This is a genomic window from Cellulomonas hominis (genome assembly GCF_901521055.1).
Taxonomy (GTDB): domain Bacteria; phylum Actinomycetota; class Actinomycetes; order Actinomycetales; family Cellulomonadaceae; genus Cellulomonas; species Cellulomonas endometrii.
This window is the reverse complement of the sequence record NZ_CABEGA010000070.1, coordinates 1-17,305: the sequence shown is the minus strand read 5'-3', so window position 1 is coordinate 17,305 and position 17,305 is coordinate 1. Positions and strand designations below refer to the sequence as shown.

General features: G+C 73.6%; 17 protein-coding genes. 8 read left to right on the top strand and 9 right to left on the bottom strand.

What is annotated here, in order from left to right; genetic code table 11:
* The first annotated feature begins 200 nt into the window (after positions 1-200).
* The 4 genes from KJP73_RS16565 to KJP73_RS16550 are packed head-to-tail and all read left to right on the top strand — an operon-like array spanning position 201 to position 4,049.
* Positions 201-1,082 carry a carbohydrate ABC transporter permease gene (locus tag KJP73_RS16565; protein ID WP_213283982.1) on the top strand — a complete coding sequence of 294 codons (882 nt, stop codon included), beginning with the start codon at positions 201-203 and terminating at the stop codon, positions 1,080-1,082.
* A gap of 17 nt (positions 1,083-1,099) precedes the next feature.
* Positions 1,100-1,960 (top strand): carbohydrate ABC transporter permease, encoded by an 861-nt coding sequence (locus tag KJP73_RS16560; protein ID WP_213283981.1) that lies wholly within the window; start codon positions 1,100-1,102, stop codon positions 1,958-1,960.
* Entirely contained in the window at positions 1,957-3,339 is a 1,383-nt protein-coding gene (locus KJP73_RS16555; protein ID WP_213283980.1) for an arabinan endo-1,5-alpha-L-arabinosidase, read from the top strand. The genes KJP73_RS16560 and KJP73_RS16555 overlap by 4 nt, the downstream gene beginning before the upstream one ends.
* Positions 3,336-4,049 (top strand): YesL family protein, encoded by a 714-nt coding sequence (locus KJP73_RS16550; RefSeq protein ID WP_213283979.1) that lies wholly within the window; start codon positions 3,336-3,338, stop codon positions 4,047-4,049. The genes KJP73_RS16555 and KJP73_RS16550 overlap by 4 nt, the downstream gene beginning before the upstream one ends.
* A 101-nt stretch (positions 4,050-4,150) precedes the next feature.
* Here the strand turns inward: KJP73_RS16550 and KJP73_RS16545 are convergent, their stop codons facing one another.
* The 9 genes from KJP73_RS16545 to KJP73_RS16505 form a co-directional block, all read right to left on the bottom strand.
* Entirely contained in the window at positions 4,151-4,852 is a 702-nt protein-coding gene (locus tag KJP73_RS16545; protein WP_213283978.1) for an NADPH-dependent F420 reductase, read from the bottom strand.
* Positions 4,849-5,895: an LLM class flavin-dependent oxidoreductase gene (locus KJP73_RS16540; RefSeq protein WP_213283977.1), complete on the bottom strand. Its 1,047-nt coding sequence runs from the start codon at positions 5,893-5,895 to the stop codon at positions 4,849-4,851. Before KJP73_RS16540 ends, KJP73_RS16545 begins: the two co-directional genes overlap by 4 nt.
* A 109-nt stretch (positions 5,896-6,004) precedes the next feature.
* Positions 6,005-7,060, bottom strand: coding sequence for a LacI family DNA-binding transcriptional regulator (locus tag KJP73_RS16535; protein WP_213283985.1), 1,056 nt, complete (start codon positions 7,058-7,060; stop codon positions 6,005-6,007).
* Positions 7,061-7,210: 150 nt separating this feature from the next.
* A complete protein-coding gene (locus KJP73_RS16530; protein ID WP_213283976.1) occupies positions 7,211-8,131 on the bottom strand; it encodes a carbohydrate ABC transporter permease in 921 nt (306 codons plus the stop codon).
* Complete coding sequence (locus KJP73_RS16525; protein WP_213283975.1) at positions 8,121-9,092, bottom strand: carbohydrate ABC transporter permease; 972 nt, start codon at positions 9,090-9,092, stop codon at positions 8,121-8,123. Before KJP73_RS16525 ends, KJP73_RS16530 begins: the two co-directional genes overlap by 11 nt.
* A 16-nt stretch (positions 9,093-9,108) precedes the next feature.
* Complete coding sequence (locus KJP73_RS16520) at positions 9,109-10,452, bottom strand: extracellular solute-binding protein (protein WP_213283974.1); 1,344 nt, start codon at positions 10,450-10,452, stop codon at positions 9,109-9,111.
* Positions 10,453-10,669: 217 nt separating this feature from the next.
* A complete protein-coding gene (locus tag KJP73_RS16515) occupies positions 10,670-10,768 on the bottom strand; it encodes a 30S ribosomal protein bS22 (RefSeq protein ID WP_003792170.1) in 99 nt (32 codons plus the stop codon).
* 186 nt (positions 10,769-10,954) lie between these two features.
* Positions 10,955-11,209 (bottom strand): helix-turn-helix domain-containing protein, encoded by a 255-nt coding sequence (locus KJP73_RS16510; protein ID WP_213283973.1) that lies wholly within the window; start codon positions 11,207-11,209, stop codon positions 10,955-10,957.
* 138 nt (positions 11,210-11,347) lie between these two features.
* Positions 11,348-12,529 (bottom strand): acetoin utilization protein AcuC, encoded by a 1,182-nt coding sequence (locus KJP73_RS16505; RefSeq protein WP_213283972.1) that lies wholly within the window; start codon positions 12,527-12,529, stop codon positions 11,348-11,350.
* Positions 12,530-12,656: 127 nt separating this feature from the next.
* Here KJP73_RS16505 and KJP73_RS16500 point away from each other — a divergent pair, with 127 nt between their 5' ends.
* From KJP73_RS16500 to KJP73_RS16485, 4 genes are all read left to right on the top strand, one after another.
* Positions 12,657-14,039, top strand: coding sequence for a TrkH family potassium uptake protein (locus KJP73_RS16500; RefSeq protein ID WP_213283971.1), 1,383 nt, complete (start codon positions 12,657-12,659; stop codon positions 14,037-14,039).
* A 100-nt stretch (positions 14,040-14,139) separates the two neighbouring features.
* Positions 14,140-14,769 (top strand): potassium channel family protein, encoded by a 630-nt coding sequence (locus KJP73_RS16495; protein ID WP_249669474.1) that lies wholly within the window; start codon positions 14,140-14,142, stop codon positions 14,767-14,769.
* On the top strand, positions 14,766-15,932 hold the full coding sequence (locus KJP73_RS16490) for an ROK family transcriptional regulator (RefSeq protein WP_213283970.1): 1,167 nt from the start codon (positions 14,766-14,768) through the stop codon (positions 15,930-15,932). The genes KJP73_RS16495 and KJP73_RS16490 overlap by 4 nt, the downstream gene beginning before the upstream one ends.
* A gap of 101 nt (positions 15,933-16,033) precedes the next feature.
* On the top strand, positions 16,034-17,305 hold a 1,272-nt coding region (locus tag KJP73_RS16485; RefSeq protein WP_249669473.1), incomplete at its 3' end, for a PP2C family protein-serine/threonine phosphatase.

The window sequence follows — 17,305 nt, the reverse complement described above, 5'->3', positions numbered from 1 at the left end:
TGGGCTGTGCGTTAAATTGTACGTTGTGTTCGAAGGCGTCTCAGGTTTTTTTCCGTAGCGGAAGTGGGAATGCAAGTAAGCGTAGGGTCTCGGGGGCTCGGAAATGGGTATAAGAAACAGGGCTCGCCCCGTCCCCGCCGGACGCCCCCGGCACCCGGCGGGCCGGACGCACCACGCCGGACCGGCAGGCGCGCCAGGCCATGCGCCGCCTGCACCGCACCGAGCACCGCTGGGCCGCCGCGTTCATCGCCGCGCCCGTGCTCGGGTTCCTCGTCTTCACGCTCTACCCGCTGCTGTACGCGCTGTACGCCTCGCTGACCCAGTGGAACGGCCTGACCGCACCCCGGTTCATCGGCCTCGAGAACTACACGCGTCTGCTGAGCGACCCCTACTTCCGCCAGACGCTGTGGAACACCGCGTTCTACATGATCGGCATCCCGGTCGGGCTGGTGCTCGCACTGCTCCTGGCCATCGCGCTGAACCGGAAGATCCCCGGCCAGACCGCGTTCCGGACCATCTACTACGTGCCCGTGATCTCGTCGCTCGCGGCCATCGCGATCGTCTGGCAGTTCGCCTACAACGGCGACTTCGGCCTCGTGAACCAGGTGCTCGCCCGGTTCGGGATCGAGGGCCCGAACTGGCTGCAGGACACCGCCACGGTGAAGCCGGCGATCATCATCCTCGCGGTCTGGAAGGGCCTCGGGTACTCGATGCTGCTGTACCTCGCGGCCATCCAGTCCGTGCCCCGGTCGCTCTACGAGGCGGCGTCGCTGGACGGCGCGAACGGGTACCACCGGTTCCGGTACATCACCCTGCCGATGGTGCGGCCCGTGACGTTCTTCCTGGTCGTCACGAACATCATCGCCGGGTCCCAGATCTTCACCGAGATCAACATCATGACGCCGACCGGCGGGCCCGAGTTCAGCTCCGCGTCGATCGTCTACTACATCGTCCGGCAGGCGTTCAAGTACCAGCAGATGGGCTACGCCACGGCGATGTCCGTCGTGCTCGGGCTGATCGTCCTCGTCGTCACCGTCGTCCAGTTCCGCCTGAACCGGCGCAACGCGTTCAGCATCGACTGAAGGGGCACCGAGCCACCATGAGTCGCAAGACCCCCCTGAGCACCACCGCGCAGAACCGCGTCGTGAACACCGTGCTGTTCGTCGTGCTCGCGCTCGGCGCCGTCGTCATGCTCGCGCCGCTGCTGTGGATGGCGACCACCGCGCTGAAGACCAAGGGCGACGTGTTCGCGCTGCCGCCCGTCTGGATCCCGGACCCGCCGCAGTGGGACACGTTCACCCGCATCTGGACCGAGACGCCGATCCTGTCCGGCTTCCGCAACAGCGTGGTCGTGGCCGGGACCGTCACCGTCGTCGGCTCCGTGACGTCGTCGCTGGCGGCGTTCGCGCTGGCGAAGATGCGGCTGCCCGCGAAGAACGCGATCTTCATCGCCCTGCTGACGGGCCTGATGATCCCCTACCCGACGCTGATGATCCCGCAGTTCGTCATGTTCTCGAAGATCGGCTGGGTCGACACCCTGCTCCCGCTGATCGTGCCGCTGCTGTTCGGGAACATCGTGATGATCTTCTTCCTGCGGCAGTACCTGTCGAGCGTCCCGGACTCGATGGTCGAGGCCGCGAAGATCGACGGTGCCTCGTACCTGCAGATCTTCGGGCGGATGATCTTCCCGCTGATCCGGCCGGCCGTCGCGGCGCAGTTCATCCTCTGGTTCATGACCATCTGGAACGACTACCTCGGGCCGATCCTGTACCTGAACACGGAGTCGAAGCAGACGCTGCAGGTGGTGATCGCGAACCTCAACGTCGAGTACGCCACGCAGCGCGACTACCCGCTGATCATGGCGGCGTCGTTCCTGGCCCTGGTGCCGCTGCTCGTGGTGTTCCTGATCTTCCAGCGGCAGATCATCGAGTCCGTCGCACTGACGGGGGCCAAGGGATGACGACCACCGCGCCGGCCACCGGGCCGGACACGTCGACCTGGGGCGGCCGGCACGCGCACGACCCCACCGCGGTGCGGGACGACGACGGGACGTACTGGCTGTTCTCGACCGACGCGTACGGCGACGGCCCGCTGCCCCGCGGCGGCGTGCAGGTCCGCCGCTCGACCGACCTGGTGACGTGGGAGTTCCACGGCTGGGCGCTCGACGCCGTGCCCGCCGACGCGGCCGCCTGGAGCGGCGCCGAGGGCCTGTGGGCCCCCGACGTCGTGCGGGTGCCGGACGCCGTGGCCGTGCCCGGTGACGCGCGCTGGCGGATGTACTACTCCGCCTCGACGTTCGGCTCGCGGACCTCCGCGATCGGGCTGGCGACGGCACCGCGCCCCGCCGGGCCGTGGCGGGACCGCGGGCTGGTCGTCACGAGCCGGCACGACGCCGACGGCCCGAACGCCATCGACGCGAACGCCGTGGTCGACGCCGCGGGCCGGCACTGGCTGGTCTACGGGTCGTTCTTCGGCGGCATCCACGCCCTGGAGGTCGACCCCGCGACGGGGTTCGTCGCCGGCGCCGGGACCGGCCCCACGTCCGGGCCGGGCACGCTGCTGGCGGTGCGGCCGCGCAGCGTCGACGGGGCGGTCGAGGGCGCGTTCGTGCTGCCCCGGCCCGGCGGCGGCTACGCGCTGCTCGTGTCGTACGACTCCCTGTTCGACAGCTACCACCTGCGGGTCGGCATGGGGGACCTGGTCACCGGCCCGTTCAGGGACGCCGCCGGGCGCGCGCTGACGGACCTCGAGGGCGACCCGGCGTCCGTCGGGACGGCGGTGCTCGGCGGGCACCGGCTCGCCGGCGGTCCCGGCCTGCTGGCACCCGGCCACGCCTCGGTGCTCACGGAGCCGGCGCCCGGCGAGCCCGGCGGCGTGCGGCACCTGCTGGTGCACCACGTGCGGGACGCCGACGACCCGGCGCAGCACCGCGTGCAGGTGCGGCGCCTGGTCTGGACCGCCGACGGCTGGCCGCTGGTGTCGCCGCAGCCGTGGGCGGGCGCACGGGAGGGCTCGGGCCCTCGGCAGGACGCCGGTGCGGTGGCGTGGCCGGCGGACGCGGCCGCGCTCGCCGGGACGTGGGAGGCCGTGACCTTCGACCGCCCGTCCGTGCTCGCGTCGAGCGCCCGGCGTACGGTCACGGCCGACGGGCTGCGCGGGGTCGTCGCCCACGGCGCCGGCCGGTTCACGTGGCACCGCCCGGACGGCACCCGGGTCGAGGCGGTGGCCTTCCCGTCCTGGGACGCCGTGCGCGACCGGCCCGCGCTGTCCTGCGCGGTGCTCGACGGGGGCGTGGTCACGGTCGCGACCCGCGTCGACGGCCCGGAGGACGCGCGATGACCGCCACCGTCCCGGCCCGCGTGACCGTACACGACGGCGGCGAGGACGTCCCCGGCTGGGCGGGCGCGATCATGCGCTGGCTGCGGGTCGCGGTGCGCGTGGTCGCCGTGAACCTGCTCGCGGCGGCCGGCACGCTCCTGGGCGGCGTGCTGCTCGGGGTGCTGCCGGCACTCGCCGCCGCGCAGGGCGTGCTCGCCGCGTCCACCGTCGGGGACCCGCCCGCCTCGACCTGGCGCGCGTTCTGGTCGGAGTACCGCGGCGGGTTCCGGCGCGTCAACCGGCTGGGCGCCCCGCTGCTGGCCGCCGGGGTCGCGCTGGTCGCGGACGTGCTGGCGCTGCCGGTGCTGGCGGGGGGCGGCGGCCCCGGGACAGGTGGCCCCGGGACAGGCGGTCCCGGGGCGACCGGCGCGGCTGCCGTCGCCGCCGCCGGGGTGCTGCTGCTCGGCGCGGCGGTGCTCGTGCTCGGCGCGTGGTTCCTGCCGGTCGTGCGCCGCTACGACGAGCCGTTCGGCCGGACCTGGCGGTTCCTGCTGCTGGCCCCGCCCAGCTCCCCCGGCACGTCCCTGGCGGTGCTCGTGACGGTCGGCGCCGTCGCGTTCGTGGGCTGGCACGTCACGGCGCTGCTGCCGCTGGGCGCGGTCGCGGTGGCGCTGCTGCTGACGGGCCTGGTGGTCGACCGCCGCCTGGACGCGATCGACGCACGGTCCTGACGCTCCACCCGCCGCAGAGTGGAGCGCCCTGCCCGGACACGCCGCGCGTGCCGGGCCGTGCACTCCACTCCGCACCGTGAGTGCGCGGGGACGCACGCGGGTCAGCGCGCCCCGGTGCTCGCCGCCGCGCGGGCCTGCGCGACCACGCGGCCGCGGTCCGAGGCCGGGAACCGGTCGATCATCGCCCGGAGCGTCGCGGCGTCCTCGTTCGCGCCGAACGCCTCGGCGTGCGGCTGCAGGCTGACGCTCTCGGCGAGCGACCCCGCGGCCACCGCGTCGAACCCGAGGCTCTCGACCACGTCGGACACCAGCGCGACCGTCGCGTCGTCGTCGCCGGCGACCGCGATCGCCCGCCGGTCGGGCGCCCCCGCGGGACGCGGACCCTCGTCGAGGTCGTGGTAGCCCATGTGGTTGAACGCCTTGACCACCCGGGCGCCCGGCAGCGCCTCGGCGACCAGCGCGCTCGTGGCGACGGCCGGGTCCGCGAGGTCCGGGCGGTCGCCGTCGGCCTCCCACCAGTAGTTCATGGCGTCGGCCACGACCTTCCCGGCGAGCGGCGCGGCGGGGACCTCCCCGAGGCGACCCAGCGGCAGGGCGAGCACCACGAGGTCCGCGCGCTCGGCGACGTCGGCCGCGGTGGTGGCGACGGCCCCGGGCACCAGTACCTCGACGATCAGCCGGATCCGGTCCGGGTGCCCGGAGCCCGCGACCAGCACCTCGTACCCCGCCGCCACGGCGAGCCGGGCGAGCACGGTGCCGAGCTTGCCGGCGCCCAGGATGCCGAGCGTGCGCACCGGGGTCACGCGGCGGCCCCGGCGTCGTCCGCCAGCAGGTCCCGGACCATGGGTGCCACCTGCGTGCCGAACAGCTCGACCGACCGCATCCGGGCGCTGCTCGGCTGGCGGCCGGCGGTGTAGATGAGGTCGAACCGGCTGACGTCGAGCGCCCGCACCGACCGGGCGATCTTCCGCGCGACCGTCTCCGGGGAGCCGAGGTAGAGCGACCCGTGCTCGACCTCGTGGTCGAACTCCGCGCGGCGCAGCGGCGGCCACCCGCGCAGTGCCCCGATGGTGTCGCGCATCTGCTTGTAGGTCGGGAAGAAGATCTCGCGCGCCTGCTCGTCGGTCTCCGCGACGAACCCCGGCGAGTGCATGCCGACCGGGCCCGTCGGCGTCTCGAGCTGCTGCGTGGCCCGCCGGTACAGGTCGACGTAGGGGCGGAACCGCTCGGGCTCGCCGCCGATGATCGCGAGCATGAGCGGCATCCCGTACCGCGCCGCCCGGACCACGGACTGCGGGGAGCCGCCGACGCCGACCCAGGTGTCCAGCCCGCCCGCCGTCTTCGGGAACACGTCCGCCGCGTCGAGCGCCGGGCGGGTGGTGCCGGTCCAGGTGACGGGCTCCTCGCGCAGCAGCCGCGCGAACAGGTCGATCTTCTCCTCGAACAGCACGTCGTAGTCGGCCAGGTCGTACCCGAACAGCGGGAACGACTCGGTGAACGACCCGCGGCCGAGGATCACCTGCGCGCGGCCCTGCGACAGCGCGTCCACGGTCGCGAACCGCTGGAACACCCGCACGGGGTCGTCGGAGCTGAGCACGGTGACGCCGGACGCCAGCGTGATGCGGGAGGTGCGGGTGGCGATGCCGGCCAGCACGGTCTCCGGGGAGGAGATCGAGTACTCGGGCCGGTGGTGCTCCCCCAGCGCGATGACGTCGACGCCGGTCTGGTCGGCGAGCACCGCCTCGTCGAGCACCTGGCGGATCGCCTCGGGGTGGGTGAGCACGCGGCCGGCGTCGTCGGCCGGCACGTCGCCGAAGGTGTCCAGGCCGAGCTGCACGGCGGTCATGGCGGGTCCTCCCGGGTCGCGGACGCCTCGATCGTGCGTCACGGGTGGTTGAACCGTCAACCACGTCGCGGGATTCCCGGCCGGGCTCCGCCCGGCTCCCGCCCCGCGGTCAGGCCAGCAGCCGGCTCTCCGCCGCCGCCGACGCCCGTCCCGCACCGGCACCCGCGCCGGCTCCGGCGGTGGACTCCCGCACCACGACCTCGAAGTCCGTGACCACCTCGACGTGCTCGGCGGGGGCCGTGCCGGCGACGCGGGCGAGCAGCAGCTCGATGGCGGTGCGCGCGATCTCCTCGCGCCCCGGCGCCACGGAGGACAGCGGCGGCGACGCGTAGGCGGCGTCCTCGATGTCGTCGAACCCGATCACCGCGACCTCGTCGGGCACCGAGACGCCGCGCGCGTGCAGCACGTGCAGGGCGCCGATCGCCAGGGCGTCGTTGAGGGCGAACACCGCGTCGAAGGGCGTACCCGCGTCCAGCAGCCGGTCCATCGCCTCGGCGCCGGTCGCCCGGTGCCACAGGCCGGCCTCGGCGACCAGCGCGGGGTCCAGCGGCAGCCCCGCGTCCGCGAGCGCCTGCTCGTAGCCGCGCACGCGCAGGGCGGCGGACCCGACGGTCTCGCCCTCGTGCGCACCGATCACGGCGATCCGCCGGCGGCCGGAGTCGATCAGGTGCTGGGTGGCGGCCCGCGCCGCCTCCACGTTGCTCATCGTCACGTGGTCCGCGGGGCCGCCGAAGATGCGCTCGCCCAGCAGGACGATCGGGTAGTCGACGGCGAAGTGCGCGCGGTCCTCGGTCCCGAGGGCCAGCGGGGAGAAGATCAGCCCGTCGGTCAGCCGGCGGCGCTGGCTGGTGAGCACCTCGAGCTCGCGCTCCCGGCTGGCGTTCGTCTGCTCGATGAGCACGATGAGCCCGTGCGGCTCGGCCGCCCGGATCACCGAGTCGGCGAGCTCCGCGAAGTACGGCAGGCTCAGCTCCGGAACTGCCAGCCCGATCATCCCCGTGCGGCCCTGGCGCAGGTTCCGGGCGGAGATGTTCACCCGGTAGCCGAGCTCGGCGATGGCGTGCTCGACCCGCTCCTTGGTCTCCGGGCGGATGTAGGGGTAGCCGTTGATGACGTTGGAGACGGTCTTGATGGAGACCCCCGCCATCGCCGCGACGTCGTGCATGGTCACGCCCGCGCCGCGCCGCTTCCCGGCCACTGCCGCCTCCTCCTGCCCGAAGGCCTGCCGTGCGTCGTCGAGCGCGCGCCGGACGCTCCGGGCACCGCACCGCCAGCGTAGAGCCGGCGGTACGGCGCCCGGTACGAGGGCTGGCCCTCAGCGTCCCCCGAGGCCGGTCGTCGCGACGGCCTTGACGATCTGCCGCTGGAACAGCATGAACAGCAGGATCAGCGGCAGCGCGGCGATCACGGCCGACGCCATGGTCTGCGCGTAGATGGTGCCGTACGCGTTCTTCACCGTCGACAGACCGACCGGGAGCGTCATGAGGTCGGGGTTGTTGGTGACGATGAACGGCCACAGGAAGTTGTTCCAGGCGCCGATGAACACGAAGATCGCGACTGCCGACACGATGGGCCGGGAGATCGGCAGCACGATGGACCAGAAGGTCCGCCAGTGCCCCGCCCCGTCCACGCGGGCCGCGTCCTCGATCTCCTGCGGGACCTCCGCGAAGAACTTCGCGAAGATGTAGACCATCACCGGCGCGACCAGCTGCGGCAGGATCACGCCCTGGTAGGTGTCGACCGCCCCGATCGCGTCCATCTGCCGGAACAGCGGGACGATGAGGATCTGGCCGGGCACCGCGATGAGCGCGATCGTCGCCGCGAACAGCAGGTTCTTGCCGCGGAACTTGGTGCGGGCGAACCCGTACCCGGCGAGCGCGCAGACGGCGACGGTCAGGATCGTCACCGAGCCGGCGATCAGCAGGGTGTTGGCCATCCAGCGCGGCACCTCGCCACGCTCGAAGACGAGGCGGTAGTTCTCGAGCGTGAAGCCGCCGTCGGGGAACCACTGCAGCGGCACCGACTGGGCCTGGGCCTCGGTCTTGAACGACGTGTCCACCGCCCACAGCAGGGGCAGCAGCCACGTGATCGCCATGATCACCAGCAGGATGATCGACAGCACGGTCGCCGTCTTGCTCCGACCGAGCACGAGGCCGCGGGTGCGGCGGTTCTCCGCGCGACGCTCGGAGTAGGCGCGACGGACCCCGACGGGGGCCTCGACGGTGTCAACGGCCACGGCGCTGCTCCTTCCGGCGAGCGGTGGTCATCACCTGGAACAGCACGGCGACCAGGATGATGATCGCGAAGTAGATGTAGGACATGGCCGACGCGTAGCCCATGCGGTAGCCGGTGAACCCGGTGTCGTAGATGTACTGCAGGATCGGTCTGGTCACGCCGCCCGGTCCGCTCCCGCCGTTGAAGGCGATGAACATCTGGTCGAAGATCTTGAGCGACGCCAGCACCTGCAGCACCGTGATCAGCACCGTGGTGCCGCTCAGCTGCGGCAGCGTGATGGAGAACAGCCGGCGCCAGGCACCCGCTCCGTCCAGCGCGGCGGCCTCGTACATCTCGTCGGGGATCGCCTGCATGGCCGACAGGTAGAGCAGGAAGTTGAACCCCACGGTCCACCACACGGTCATGAGCACCATCGACCACATGGCGACGTTCTGGTCCGTCAGCCAGCCGACCTTCTCGAGGCCGAACCGGTCGAGCCAGTAGTTGAAGAAGCCGATCTCGGGCTGGTAGAGCCAGACGAAGATCTGCACGACGACGGCCACCGGAAGCATGTACGGGGCGAAGAACGCGAGCCGCCAGGCCCACTGCCCCGGCAGGCCGGTGTAGACGAGCAGGGCCATGACGAGCGCGACCAGCACGAGCGGGACGGTGCTCATCAGGGTGAACGCGAGCGTGTGGCCCAGGGTGGACCACATGGTGGCGTCGCTGAAGGCCTCGGCGTAGTTGTCGAGGCCGACCCAGCCGCCGTTGCCCATCAGGGACTGCTCGGTGAAGCTCAGCCCGAGCCCCCAGAGCGTCGGCACGACCAGGAACAGCACGGCGACGACCAGGAACGGGATGACGAACGCCCAGCCGTTGCCCTCGCGGCGGCTGCGCCCGCGGCGGGCGCGGCCCGGCAGGCCGGGGTCCCGCGGCGGGACGGATGTCGCCTGGGACTGGGACGGTGTGGTGACAGTGCTCATGGCTGCGATCCCTCCGTCACGCCGGCGGCTTGGTCTGGAGGGCGTTGTCGAGCGCGGCGATGAGCCGGTCGACTGCCTCCTCGGGAGACGACTTGTCGAGCCAGGCGCCCTGGAGCGCCTCCCCGACGCGCGCCTGGAAGTCGGAGCCGGAGCCGGTGAACCACGCCTGCGGGTCGAACACCGCCTGCTCGCTGGCCTCCGCGTAGTGCGACTGCGGCACCTTCTCCTTGTACTCCGCCGACTCGGTGACCTCGCGGTTCGCGGGGATGTGCCCGCCGTCGGACCACAGGAGCGACTTCTGCAGCATCGCCGCGACGGTGGCGTAGGCCGCCTCGCGACGCTCCGGGTCGACGTTGACCTGGTGCGGCAGGACGAACACGTGCGAGTCGCCGTAGGTGGCGGGCTGGCCGAAGATCGTCGGCATCGGCATCGCGTCGACGTCGACCCCGGCCGTCAGGAACGACTGCAGCTCCCAGTTGCCGTTGAAGCACATGCCCACCCGGCCGGTGGAGAAGTTCGCCACCGCCGAGGGGTAGTCGCTGTTGGCGATGGCGACGGTGTCGTCGAGCCAGGACTGCACCCAGCTGACGACCTCGACCATGGCGTCGCGGTCGACCTCGGCGGGTCTGCCGGGCTCGAGCACGACCTCGGACCCGGTCTGCGCGTACAGGCCCCACAGCATGCGGGACATCTGCGCGCCGTCACCGGTGTACCCGTAGCCGACGCCGGCGTACCCGGTGACCTCGGCCATCGCGCGCCCGGCCTCGACGAAGCCCTCCGGGGAGTCCACCCCGACGAGCTTCCCGTCGGACCCGAGCAGCCCGGCCTGGTCGGCGAGCCCCCGGTCGAAGAACAGCAGGAACGCGTGGAAGTCGAGCGGCACCGCCCAGAGCTCGCCGTCGATGTTCGCGCGCTCCCACAGGGCCGGCGGGAACATCTCCTCCGTGACACCGTGCTCGGCGAGCAGGTCCAGGTCCCAGGGGTCCAGGACGCCGCCCGGCACCCAGCCGGCCACCCGGGTGAGGTGCATGACGGCCAGGTCCGGCGAGCGACCGCCGACCGAGGCCATGACGAGCTTCGTGTAGTAGGGGGCGCCCCAGGTGAGCACCACGGGGTCGATGCCGACCGCGGGGTTCTCGTCCTGGACCTCGGTCAGCATCTGCTGGAAGATGCCGCCGTCACCGCCGGTGAACAGGTGCCAGAGCTGGATGCGCGTCTGGGTCGAGGCCGCGGCATCACCCCCGCACCCGCTCAGGGCCCAGGTGCCGGCGATCGCGCCGGCCCCGACCGCTGCCCCGCGGAGCACGGACCTGCGGCTCAGCACCGCGTCGCCCGGACCCCCGCGAACTCCTGAGATCATCCTCGACCTCCCGCCTGCTCCGGTGCGTGCACCGGGGCTTTTCATCGTTGAAGAACCGTGCGGCAGTGAATCAGGACGGGACAAGTCCGTCAAGACATGACAATCCACCCGGGGGCCCGCCGGCGCACGCGGACGCGCCGGCGACGCCCCCCGGGAACGACGAAGGGCCCGGCACACCGTGCCGGGCCCTTCCACGACGCCGCTCGCGCGGCGGTCGTCACTTCTTGTTACGACGCTGGTGGCGCGTCTTGCGCAGCAGCTTGCGGTGCTTCTTCTTCGCCATGCGCTTGCGGCGCTTCTTGATGACGGAGCCCATGGGTCCTCACTCGCTTCCGGTGGCGAGCGCTCGTCGCGTCCGCCGGTTGTGGTCGATCGACGCGCGGCACGACCAGCCGGGGGAGGGCGGTCCGAACTTCGTCGGCCCGACCCCCGAGGAACGCCCACGCACGGGAAAGTCCGGCCCCACCCTACGCGATGCAGGAGGTCGCCCGCGACGCGCGGGTCAGGAGGACAGGCGTCCGGCCCCCCGGCCGCCCTCGTCGTCGGCCGCCCCGTCCGTGTCGACCAGGTCGAGCCGCGCGGTCGCCAGGTAGTGGTCGAGCGCGTCCTGCGGCACCCGGAAGGAGCGTCCGACGCGCACGGCGGGCATCTCGCCCGAGTGCAGCAGCCGGTACACGGTCATCTTCGAGACCCGCATGACCTCGGCGACCTCGGCCACGGTGAGGAACCGGACGCGTCCGGGCTGCTCGCTGGTCATGGCCGCTCTTCTCGTTCGTGCGCGCGCGGCGGGCCGGGCGCGGGACTGGTTCGGCACAGCTGCCGCGTCGCCACCTTAGAGCCTGCTGAGGCTGGTGTGAAAGGGGAGACGGGTGGGACCACCCGAGGGGGTGCAGCCTCAGTCGTGGAGCGGGTCCAGGCCCAGCGGCGGGAAGGTCGCCGAGCGGGTGGCGCGGATCGCCCGGTCCACGTCGTCCGCGGGGTCGAACCCGCTCGACCAGGGCCGCCACACGAGGTCCGCGCCGTCGGACATGGTGCCCGGCCCGGCCCGGCCGTAGAGCTCGACGACCTGCGCGCGCCACTCCTCCGGCATCCGGGTCGACGGGTCCAGCGGGTGGTGCGCGGCGATCGCCAGCAGGTGCGTCCACGCGCGCGGCACCACGTCCACCACGGCGTACCCCCCGCCGCCGAGGGCCACCCAGCGGCCGCCCGCGACCTCGTGCGCCAGGTCGTGCAGCCACGACGACGCGAGCCGCTCGGCGTCGACGGAGACGTCGAGGTTCGCGATCGGGTCCTCGACGTGCGCGTCGCAGCCGTGCTGCGTGACGAGCACGTCGGGCGCGAACGCGCGCACCACCGGCGGCACGACGGCGTCGATGGCCCGCAGCCAGGCGCCGTCCTGGGTGTGCGACGGCAGCGCCAGGTTCACCGCCGAGCCGGGGGCGCCGGGCCCGCCCGTCTCGTCCGGGTAGCCCGTGCCGGGGAACAGGGTCGCGCCGCTCTCGTGCACGGACACCGTCAGCACGCGCGGGTCGTCCCAGAACGCCCGCTGCACGCCGTCGCCGTGGTGGGCGTCGATGTCGACGTACGCCACCCGCTGCGCGCCGGCCGCGAGCAGCGCCCGGATGGCGACGGCGGCGTCGTTGTAGACGCAGAACCCCGACGCCGCTCCCGGCATCGCGTGGTGCATGCCGCCCGTCAGGTTCACCGCGTGCTCGGAGCGGCCCTCCCAGACGGCCAGGGCCGCCTCGCGGCTGCCGGCGACGATCCGGGCGGCGGCCTCGTGCATGTGCGGGAACACCGGGTCGTCCTCGGTGCCGATGCCGCGCGCCGGGTCCCCGGCACCGCCGTCGGACGCCCGGCGCACCGCGGTGACGTACGCGGCCTCGTGGGCGGTCTCGATCTGCGCGTCGGTCGCGGGCTCGGCGCCCACCACCTCGACGCCCGGGAGGTCCAGCAGGCCGAGCGACCGGGCGAGCCGCACCGTCAGGTCGAGCCGCAGCGGCGCCATCGGGTGACCGGGTCCGAAGTCGTATCCCAGGAGCTCCGGCGTCCACACCACGCGCACGCCCCCGGTCATGACCACACCGTAGTCGCTGACCGGCCGCGTCACCGCCGCCGTGCCAGAGTGGTGCCCCCTGCGCGTCCACCGTCGCGCGGGCCGGCACGAGACCGCGCGCGGCGCGACGAGCAGGGCGGGAGGCTCGATGGCAGGGGGTGTCCCCGGGGTGGTGTGGGCGGGCCGCGAGCTCGTCGACCGCCTGGCCCGCCAGTCCCCCGCCCGGCTCGCGATCGGGGTGTTCGCGTCGGTCGTCGCCGTGTTCACCGGGCTGCTGTCCATGCCGTGGGCGACGGCCTCCGGCGAGCGGGCGCCGTTCGTCGACGCGCTCTTCACCGCGACGTCCGCGGTCTGCGTCACCGGGCTCGTGACCGTGCCGACCGGCACCTACTGGTCGACGGCCGGCCAGGTGGCGATCCTGGTGGCGATCAAGATCGGCGGCCTCGGCGTCATGACGCTGGCGTCGATCCTCGGCCTCGCGGTGTCCCGGCGGATGGGGCTGACGCAGAAGCTCCTGGTCAGCTCGGAGACCAAGGAGACCCGGCTCGGGGAGGTCGGCTCGCTGGTCCGCACCGTCATCGTGACGTCGACGGCGCTCGAGGTCGCGATCGCGCTCGTGCTGGTCCCCCGGTTCCGCATGCTCGGCGAGGACTGGGGCGAGGCCGTCTGGCACGGCGTCTTCTACGCGGTGTCGGCGTTCAACAACGCGGGCTTCATCCCCACCGAGGAGGGCCTGGAGCCGTTCGCGGCCGACTGGTGGATCCTGCTGCCGATCATCATCGGCGTGTTCATCGGGTCCCTCGGGTTCCCGGTGATCCTCAACATCGCGCGCACCTGGCGCCGGCCGCAGCGGTGGAGCCTGCACTCCAAGCTGACGCTGACGACGTCCGCGGCGCTCGTCGTGTTCGGGTCCGTGATCGTCGCCGCGTTCGAGTGGACCAACCCCCGGACGCTGGGCGGCATCGGCTGGAACGAGACGATCCTCGCGGCCCTGTTCGCCGGCGTCATGCCGCGCTCCGGCGGGTTCTCCACGGTCGACGTCGGGGACATGCACGAGGGCACCTGGCTGCTCAACGACGCGCTGATGTTCGTCGGCGGCGGGTCCGCGTCCACCGCGGGCGGCATCAAGGTCACGACGCTCGCGGTCATGCTGCTGGCCATCGTGGCCGAGGCCCGCGGCGACCGGGACGTCGAGGCCTTCGGCCGCCGCATCCCGCGCGAGGCGCTGCAGGTCGCCATCGCCGTGTCCCTGGTGAGCGCGACCATCGTCCTCGTGACCAGCCTGCTGCTGCTCGCCATCACCGGTGAGACGCTGGACGTCGTGCTGTTCGAGGTGATCTCGGCCTTCGCGACCGTCGGGCTGTCCACGGGGCTGACCTCGTCGCCGCACCTGCCCGACGCCGCCAAGTACGTGCTCACCGTCCTGATGTTCATCGGCCGGACCGGCACGATGACGCTGGCCGCGGCCCTCGCGCTGCGCAGCCGTCGTCGGGTCATCCGGCTGCCCGAGGAGAGGCCGATCATTGGATGACCTGACGAACGCCGGCCGGGACGCCCGCCGCGGCGAGCAGGACCGCCGCGGGGACGGCGCACCGCGCGGCAAGGCCCCGAAGCGCGACGCGGGCGTCCTCGTGATCGGCCTCGGCCGGTTCGGCTCGGCCATCGCCGCGACGCTCGACCGCCTCGGCCAGGACGTGCTGGCCGTCGAGCGGGACCCCGAGCTGGTGGCGCAGTGGACCGGCCGGATCCCCCTGGTCGAGGCCGACTGCACCAACCCGCAGGCGCTCGAGCAGCTCGGCGCGCGCGACTTCTCCGTCGCCGTGGTCGGCGTCGGCTCGTACCTCGAGGCGTCGGTGCTCATCACCGGCAACCTGGTCGACATCGGCACGCCGCAGATCTGGTCCAAGGCGATCAGCGCCGAGCACGCCCGCATCCTGCAGCGCATCGGCGCGCACCACGTCGTGCTGCCCGAGGCCGACGCCGGGTCGCGGGTCGCGCACCTGGTGTCGGGGAAGATGCTCGACTACATCGAGGTCGAGGACGGCTTCACCATCGTCAAGATGAAGCCGCCGCGCGAGACCCAGGGGTTCACGGTCGGGCAGTCCCGGATCCGGGAGAAGTACGGCGTCACCGTCATCGGGGTGAAGAGCCCGGGCATCGACTTCGTGTACGCGACGCCGGAGACGCGGATCGCGGCGAACGACCTGCTGGTCGTGTCCGGCCACGCCGAGCTGCTCGAGCGGTTCGCCGCGCGCCCGTGAACCGACGGGGGGCACCGGGCGGCGGGCGCGCGGCGCGGGACAGCCGGGCGCTGCTCGTGGCCGCGCTCCGGCGGACGGACGGGGTGACGCAGGTCGAGCTGTGCGCCGCGACCGGGCTGTCCCCCGCCACCGTGTCCGCCGCCGTCGCCGCCCTGGAGGCGGACGGCCTCGTGCGGGTCACCACGGTCACCCGCTCCGGGCGGCGCGCCCGGTCGGTGTCGCTGGCCACGCCGGGCGGCGCGCTCGCCGGCGTGCACTGCTACCTCGACGAGGTGCGCGTCGCGCTGGACCTGGGCGACGGCGCGCCGGTGCTCGACGTGGTGCCGCTGCCCGGCGGGCACCGGGCCGAGCACGCGGTCGAGGAGGCCCGCGCGCTGCTCGACCGGCTGCTGCGCGACACCGGCACCGACCCGGCGTCCGTCGCGGCCGTCGGGGTCGGCGTCCCCGCGCCCGTGGAGGTCCGCACCGGCCGCGTCGCGGGCTCGGGCGTGCGGACCGGCTGGGGCGAGGCGATCGCCGACCCGGCGCTGTTCGCGCCCGCGCCGGGGGTGCCCGTTGTGTTCGACAACGACGGGAACCTCGGCGCGCTCGCGGAGGCGCGGCTCGGGGCCGGCCGCGGCTGCGCGACGGTCGTGCACGTCGCGCTCGGCGAGGGGGTGTCCGGGGGCATCGTCGCGGGCGGCGACGTCGTGCACGGCCGCACCGGGACCGCCGGGGAGCTCGGGCACCTGACCATCGACCCCGACGGCCCGGTGTGCTCCTGCGGCAACCGCGGCTGCCTGCAGGTGTTCGCCGGGTCTGCCGCCGTGCGGGACCTGCTGCTCGCGAGCCACGGCCCGCTGAGCGTCGCGGACGTGCTGGAGCGCGCGGCGGCAGGCGACCCCGGCTGCCGCCGCGTGCTGTCCGACGTGGGGCGGCACCTCGGCACCGCCCTCGCGTCGGTGTGCACCGTGCTGGACCCGGACGTGCTGGTCGTCGGCGGCACGCTCGCGGCGGCCGGGGGCCTGCTGCTGGACCCGCTGCGGGAGGTGCTGGCGGAGCGCACCGCGGTCACGTCCGGTGCGGTCGTCGACGTCGTGGCGGGCGAGCTCGGCCCCACCGCGCCCGTCCGCGGCGCGCTGCTCCTGGCGCGCGACGCGGTGCTCGGGGCCGCCCGGCCGTGAACCCCGCCACAGGCGCTCATCCCGCGGCCCAGGATGCCGATGAACAAGGGGTGAGAGGCCACCCGGGACGGTGGTGGCCGCGGGACGTGCGGAGGTGACCGGTGGGCACATCGGTGACGTCCACCCCGCTGCCCGCCCCGCGGGGGACCGACCCGTCGACCCCGGCGTCCCCGACGACCCCGGACGCCGCCGCCCCGGTCCCGCAGGGCCTGGACCGGCGCCTCGCCGCCCTCGAGCGCCTCGGCGCCGTCACCTCCGCCCCCGAGCCCCGCTTCGACCGGGTGGTCCGGCTCGCGCGCCAGCTGTTCGACGTCCCGACCGCGACGGTGTCGCTGATCGGCGCCGGCGAGTCGGCGCACGTCCCACCCCTGCCCGCGGCCGCCCCCGCCGAGGTGCGTCCCGCGCCGGCCCTGCCCACCGCCGAGCCGCAGCACTGCGACATCGCGGTGATCGAGGACCGCGGGCCCGCCGCGCAGCTCCGGTTCTACGCCGAGCACCCGCTGGTCGGGCCCGACGGCCGCCGCCTCGGCACGCTCTGCATCGCCGACACCCGGCCGCGCCGGTTCACCGCCGACCAGTCCGCGCTGCTCCGCGACCTGGCCCACTGGGTCGCCAAGGAGCTGTCCGTCGACGCCGAGCTCGACCGGGCGCAGCAGGTCCAGATGGGCCTGCTCCCCCGCGACACCCCGAGCGTCGACGGCTACGAGCTCGCCGGGTCGTGCCTGCCGTCCCGCGCGGTCGGCGGCGACTTCTACGACTGGTACCCGGCCGGCGACGGCGTGGTGCTCACGCTGGCCGACGTCATGGGCAAGGGCCCCGCGGCCGCCATCCTCGCCGCCGCCGTGCGCGCGGTGCTCCGCGGCTCCGCCCACGGCGAGGACGTCGACCGGGCGATGCTGCACGCCGGCGCCGTCCTGCACGCCGACCTCTCCGACTCCGGGCTGTTCGCCACCGCGTTCCACGCGCGCCTCGACCCCGCGACCGGCCGCGTCACCTACGCCGACGCCGGGCACGGGCTCACGCTCGTCGTGCGGGCCGACGGCACGTGGGAGCGGCTCGACGCGCTCGGGCTGCCGCTGGGCGTCACCGACGAGGCGCACCGCGACCTCGGCGAGACCCACCTCGCCCCGGGTGACCTGCTCGTGACGTTCAGCGACGGCGTGCTGGACCTGTTCGACGGGTCGCTGCGCTGCGTGCCGCTGCTCGCCGGCGAGCTGCTGGACTGCCCCAGCGCCGACGAGGCCGTCCAGCGGATCCTGCGCCTCGCGGCCGTCGCGGAGCGCCGCCCCGACGACATCACGGCCTCCGGGGCGGCCCTCCGCGACGCCCGCGGCGCGCACGGTCTGTCCCTTATACACATCCGACCCCGCCCC

What these genes read in the sequence shown, in the direction of transcription:
- KJP73_RS16565 (WP_213283982.1), top strand. Translation starts at nt 201, where the DNA reads ATGCGCCGCCTGCACCGCACCGAGCACCGCTGGGCCGCCGCGTTCATC.
- KJP73_RS16560 (WP_213283981.1), top strand. Translation starts at nt 1,100, where the DNA reads ATGAGTCGCAAGACCCCCCTGAGCACCACCGCGCAGAACCGCGTCGTG.
- KJP73_RS16555 (WP_213283980.1), top strand. Translation starts at nt 1,957, where the DNA reads ATGACGACCACCGCGCCGGCCACCGGGCCGGACACGTCGACCTGGGGC.
- KJP73_RS16550 (WP_213283979.1), top strand. Translation starts at nt 3,336, where the DNA reads ATGACCGCCACCGTCCCGGCCCGCGTGACCGTACACGACGGCGGCGAG.
- KJP73_RS16540 (WP_213283977.1), bottom strand. Translation starts at nt 5,895, where the DNA reads ATGACCGCCGTGCAGCTCGGCCTGGACACCTTCGGCGACGTGCCGGCC.
- KJP73_RS16535 (WP_213283985.1), bottom strand. Translation starts at nt 7,060, where the DNA reads ATGCACGACGTCGCGGCGATGGCGGGGGTCTCCATCAAGACCGTCTCC.
- KJP73_RS16525 (WP_213283975.1), bottom strand. Translation starts at nt 9,092, where the DNA reads ATGAGCACTGTCACCACACCGTCCCAGTCCCAGGCGACATCCGTCCCG.
- KJP73_RS16520 (WP_213283974.1), bottom strand. Translation starts at nt 10,452, where the DNA reads ATGATCTCAGGAGTTCGCGGGGGTCCGGGCGACGCGGTGCTGAGCCGC.
- KJP73_RS16515 (WP_003792170.1), bottom strand. Translation starts at nt 10,768, where the DNA reads ATGGGCTCCGTCATCAAGAAGCGCCGCAAGCGCATGGCGAAGAAGAAG.
- KJP73_RS16510 (WP_213283973.1), bottom strand. Translation starts at nt 11,209, where the DNA reads ATGACCAGCGAGCAGCCCGGACGCGTCCGGTTCCTCACCGTGGCCGAG.
- KJP73_RS16505 (WP_213283972.1), bottom strand. Translation starts at nt 12,529, where the DNA reads ATGACCGGGGGCGTGCGCGTGGTGTGGACGCCGGAGCTCCTGGGATAC.
- KJP73_RS16500 (WP_213283971.1), top strand. Translation starts at nt 12,657, where the DNA reads ATGGCAGGGGGTGTCCCCGGGGTGGTGTGGGCGGGCCGCGAGCTCGTC.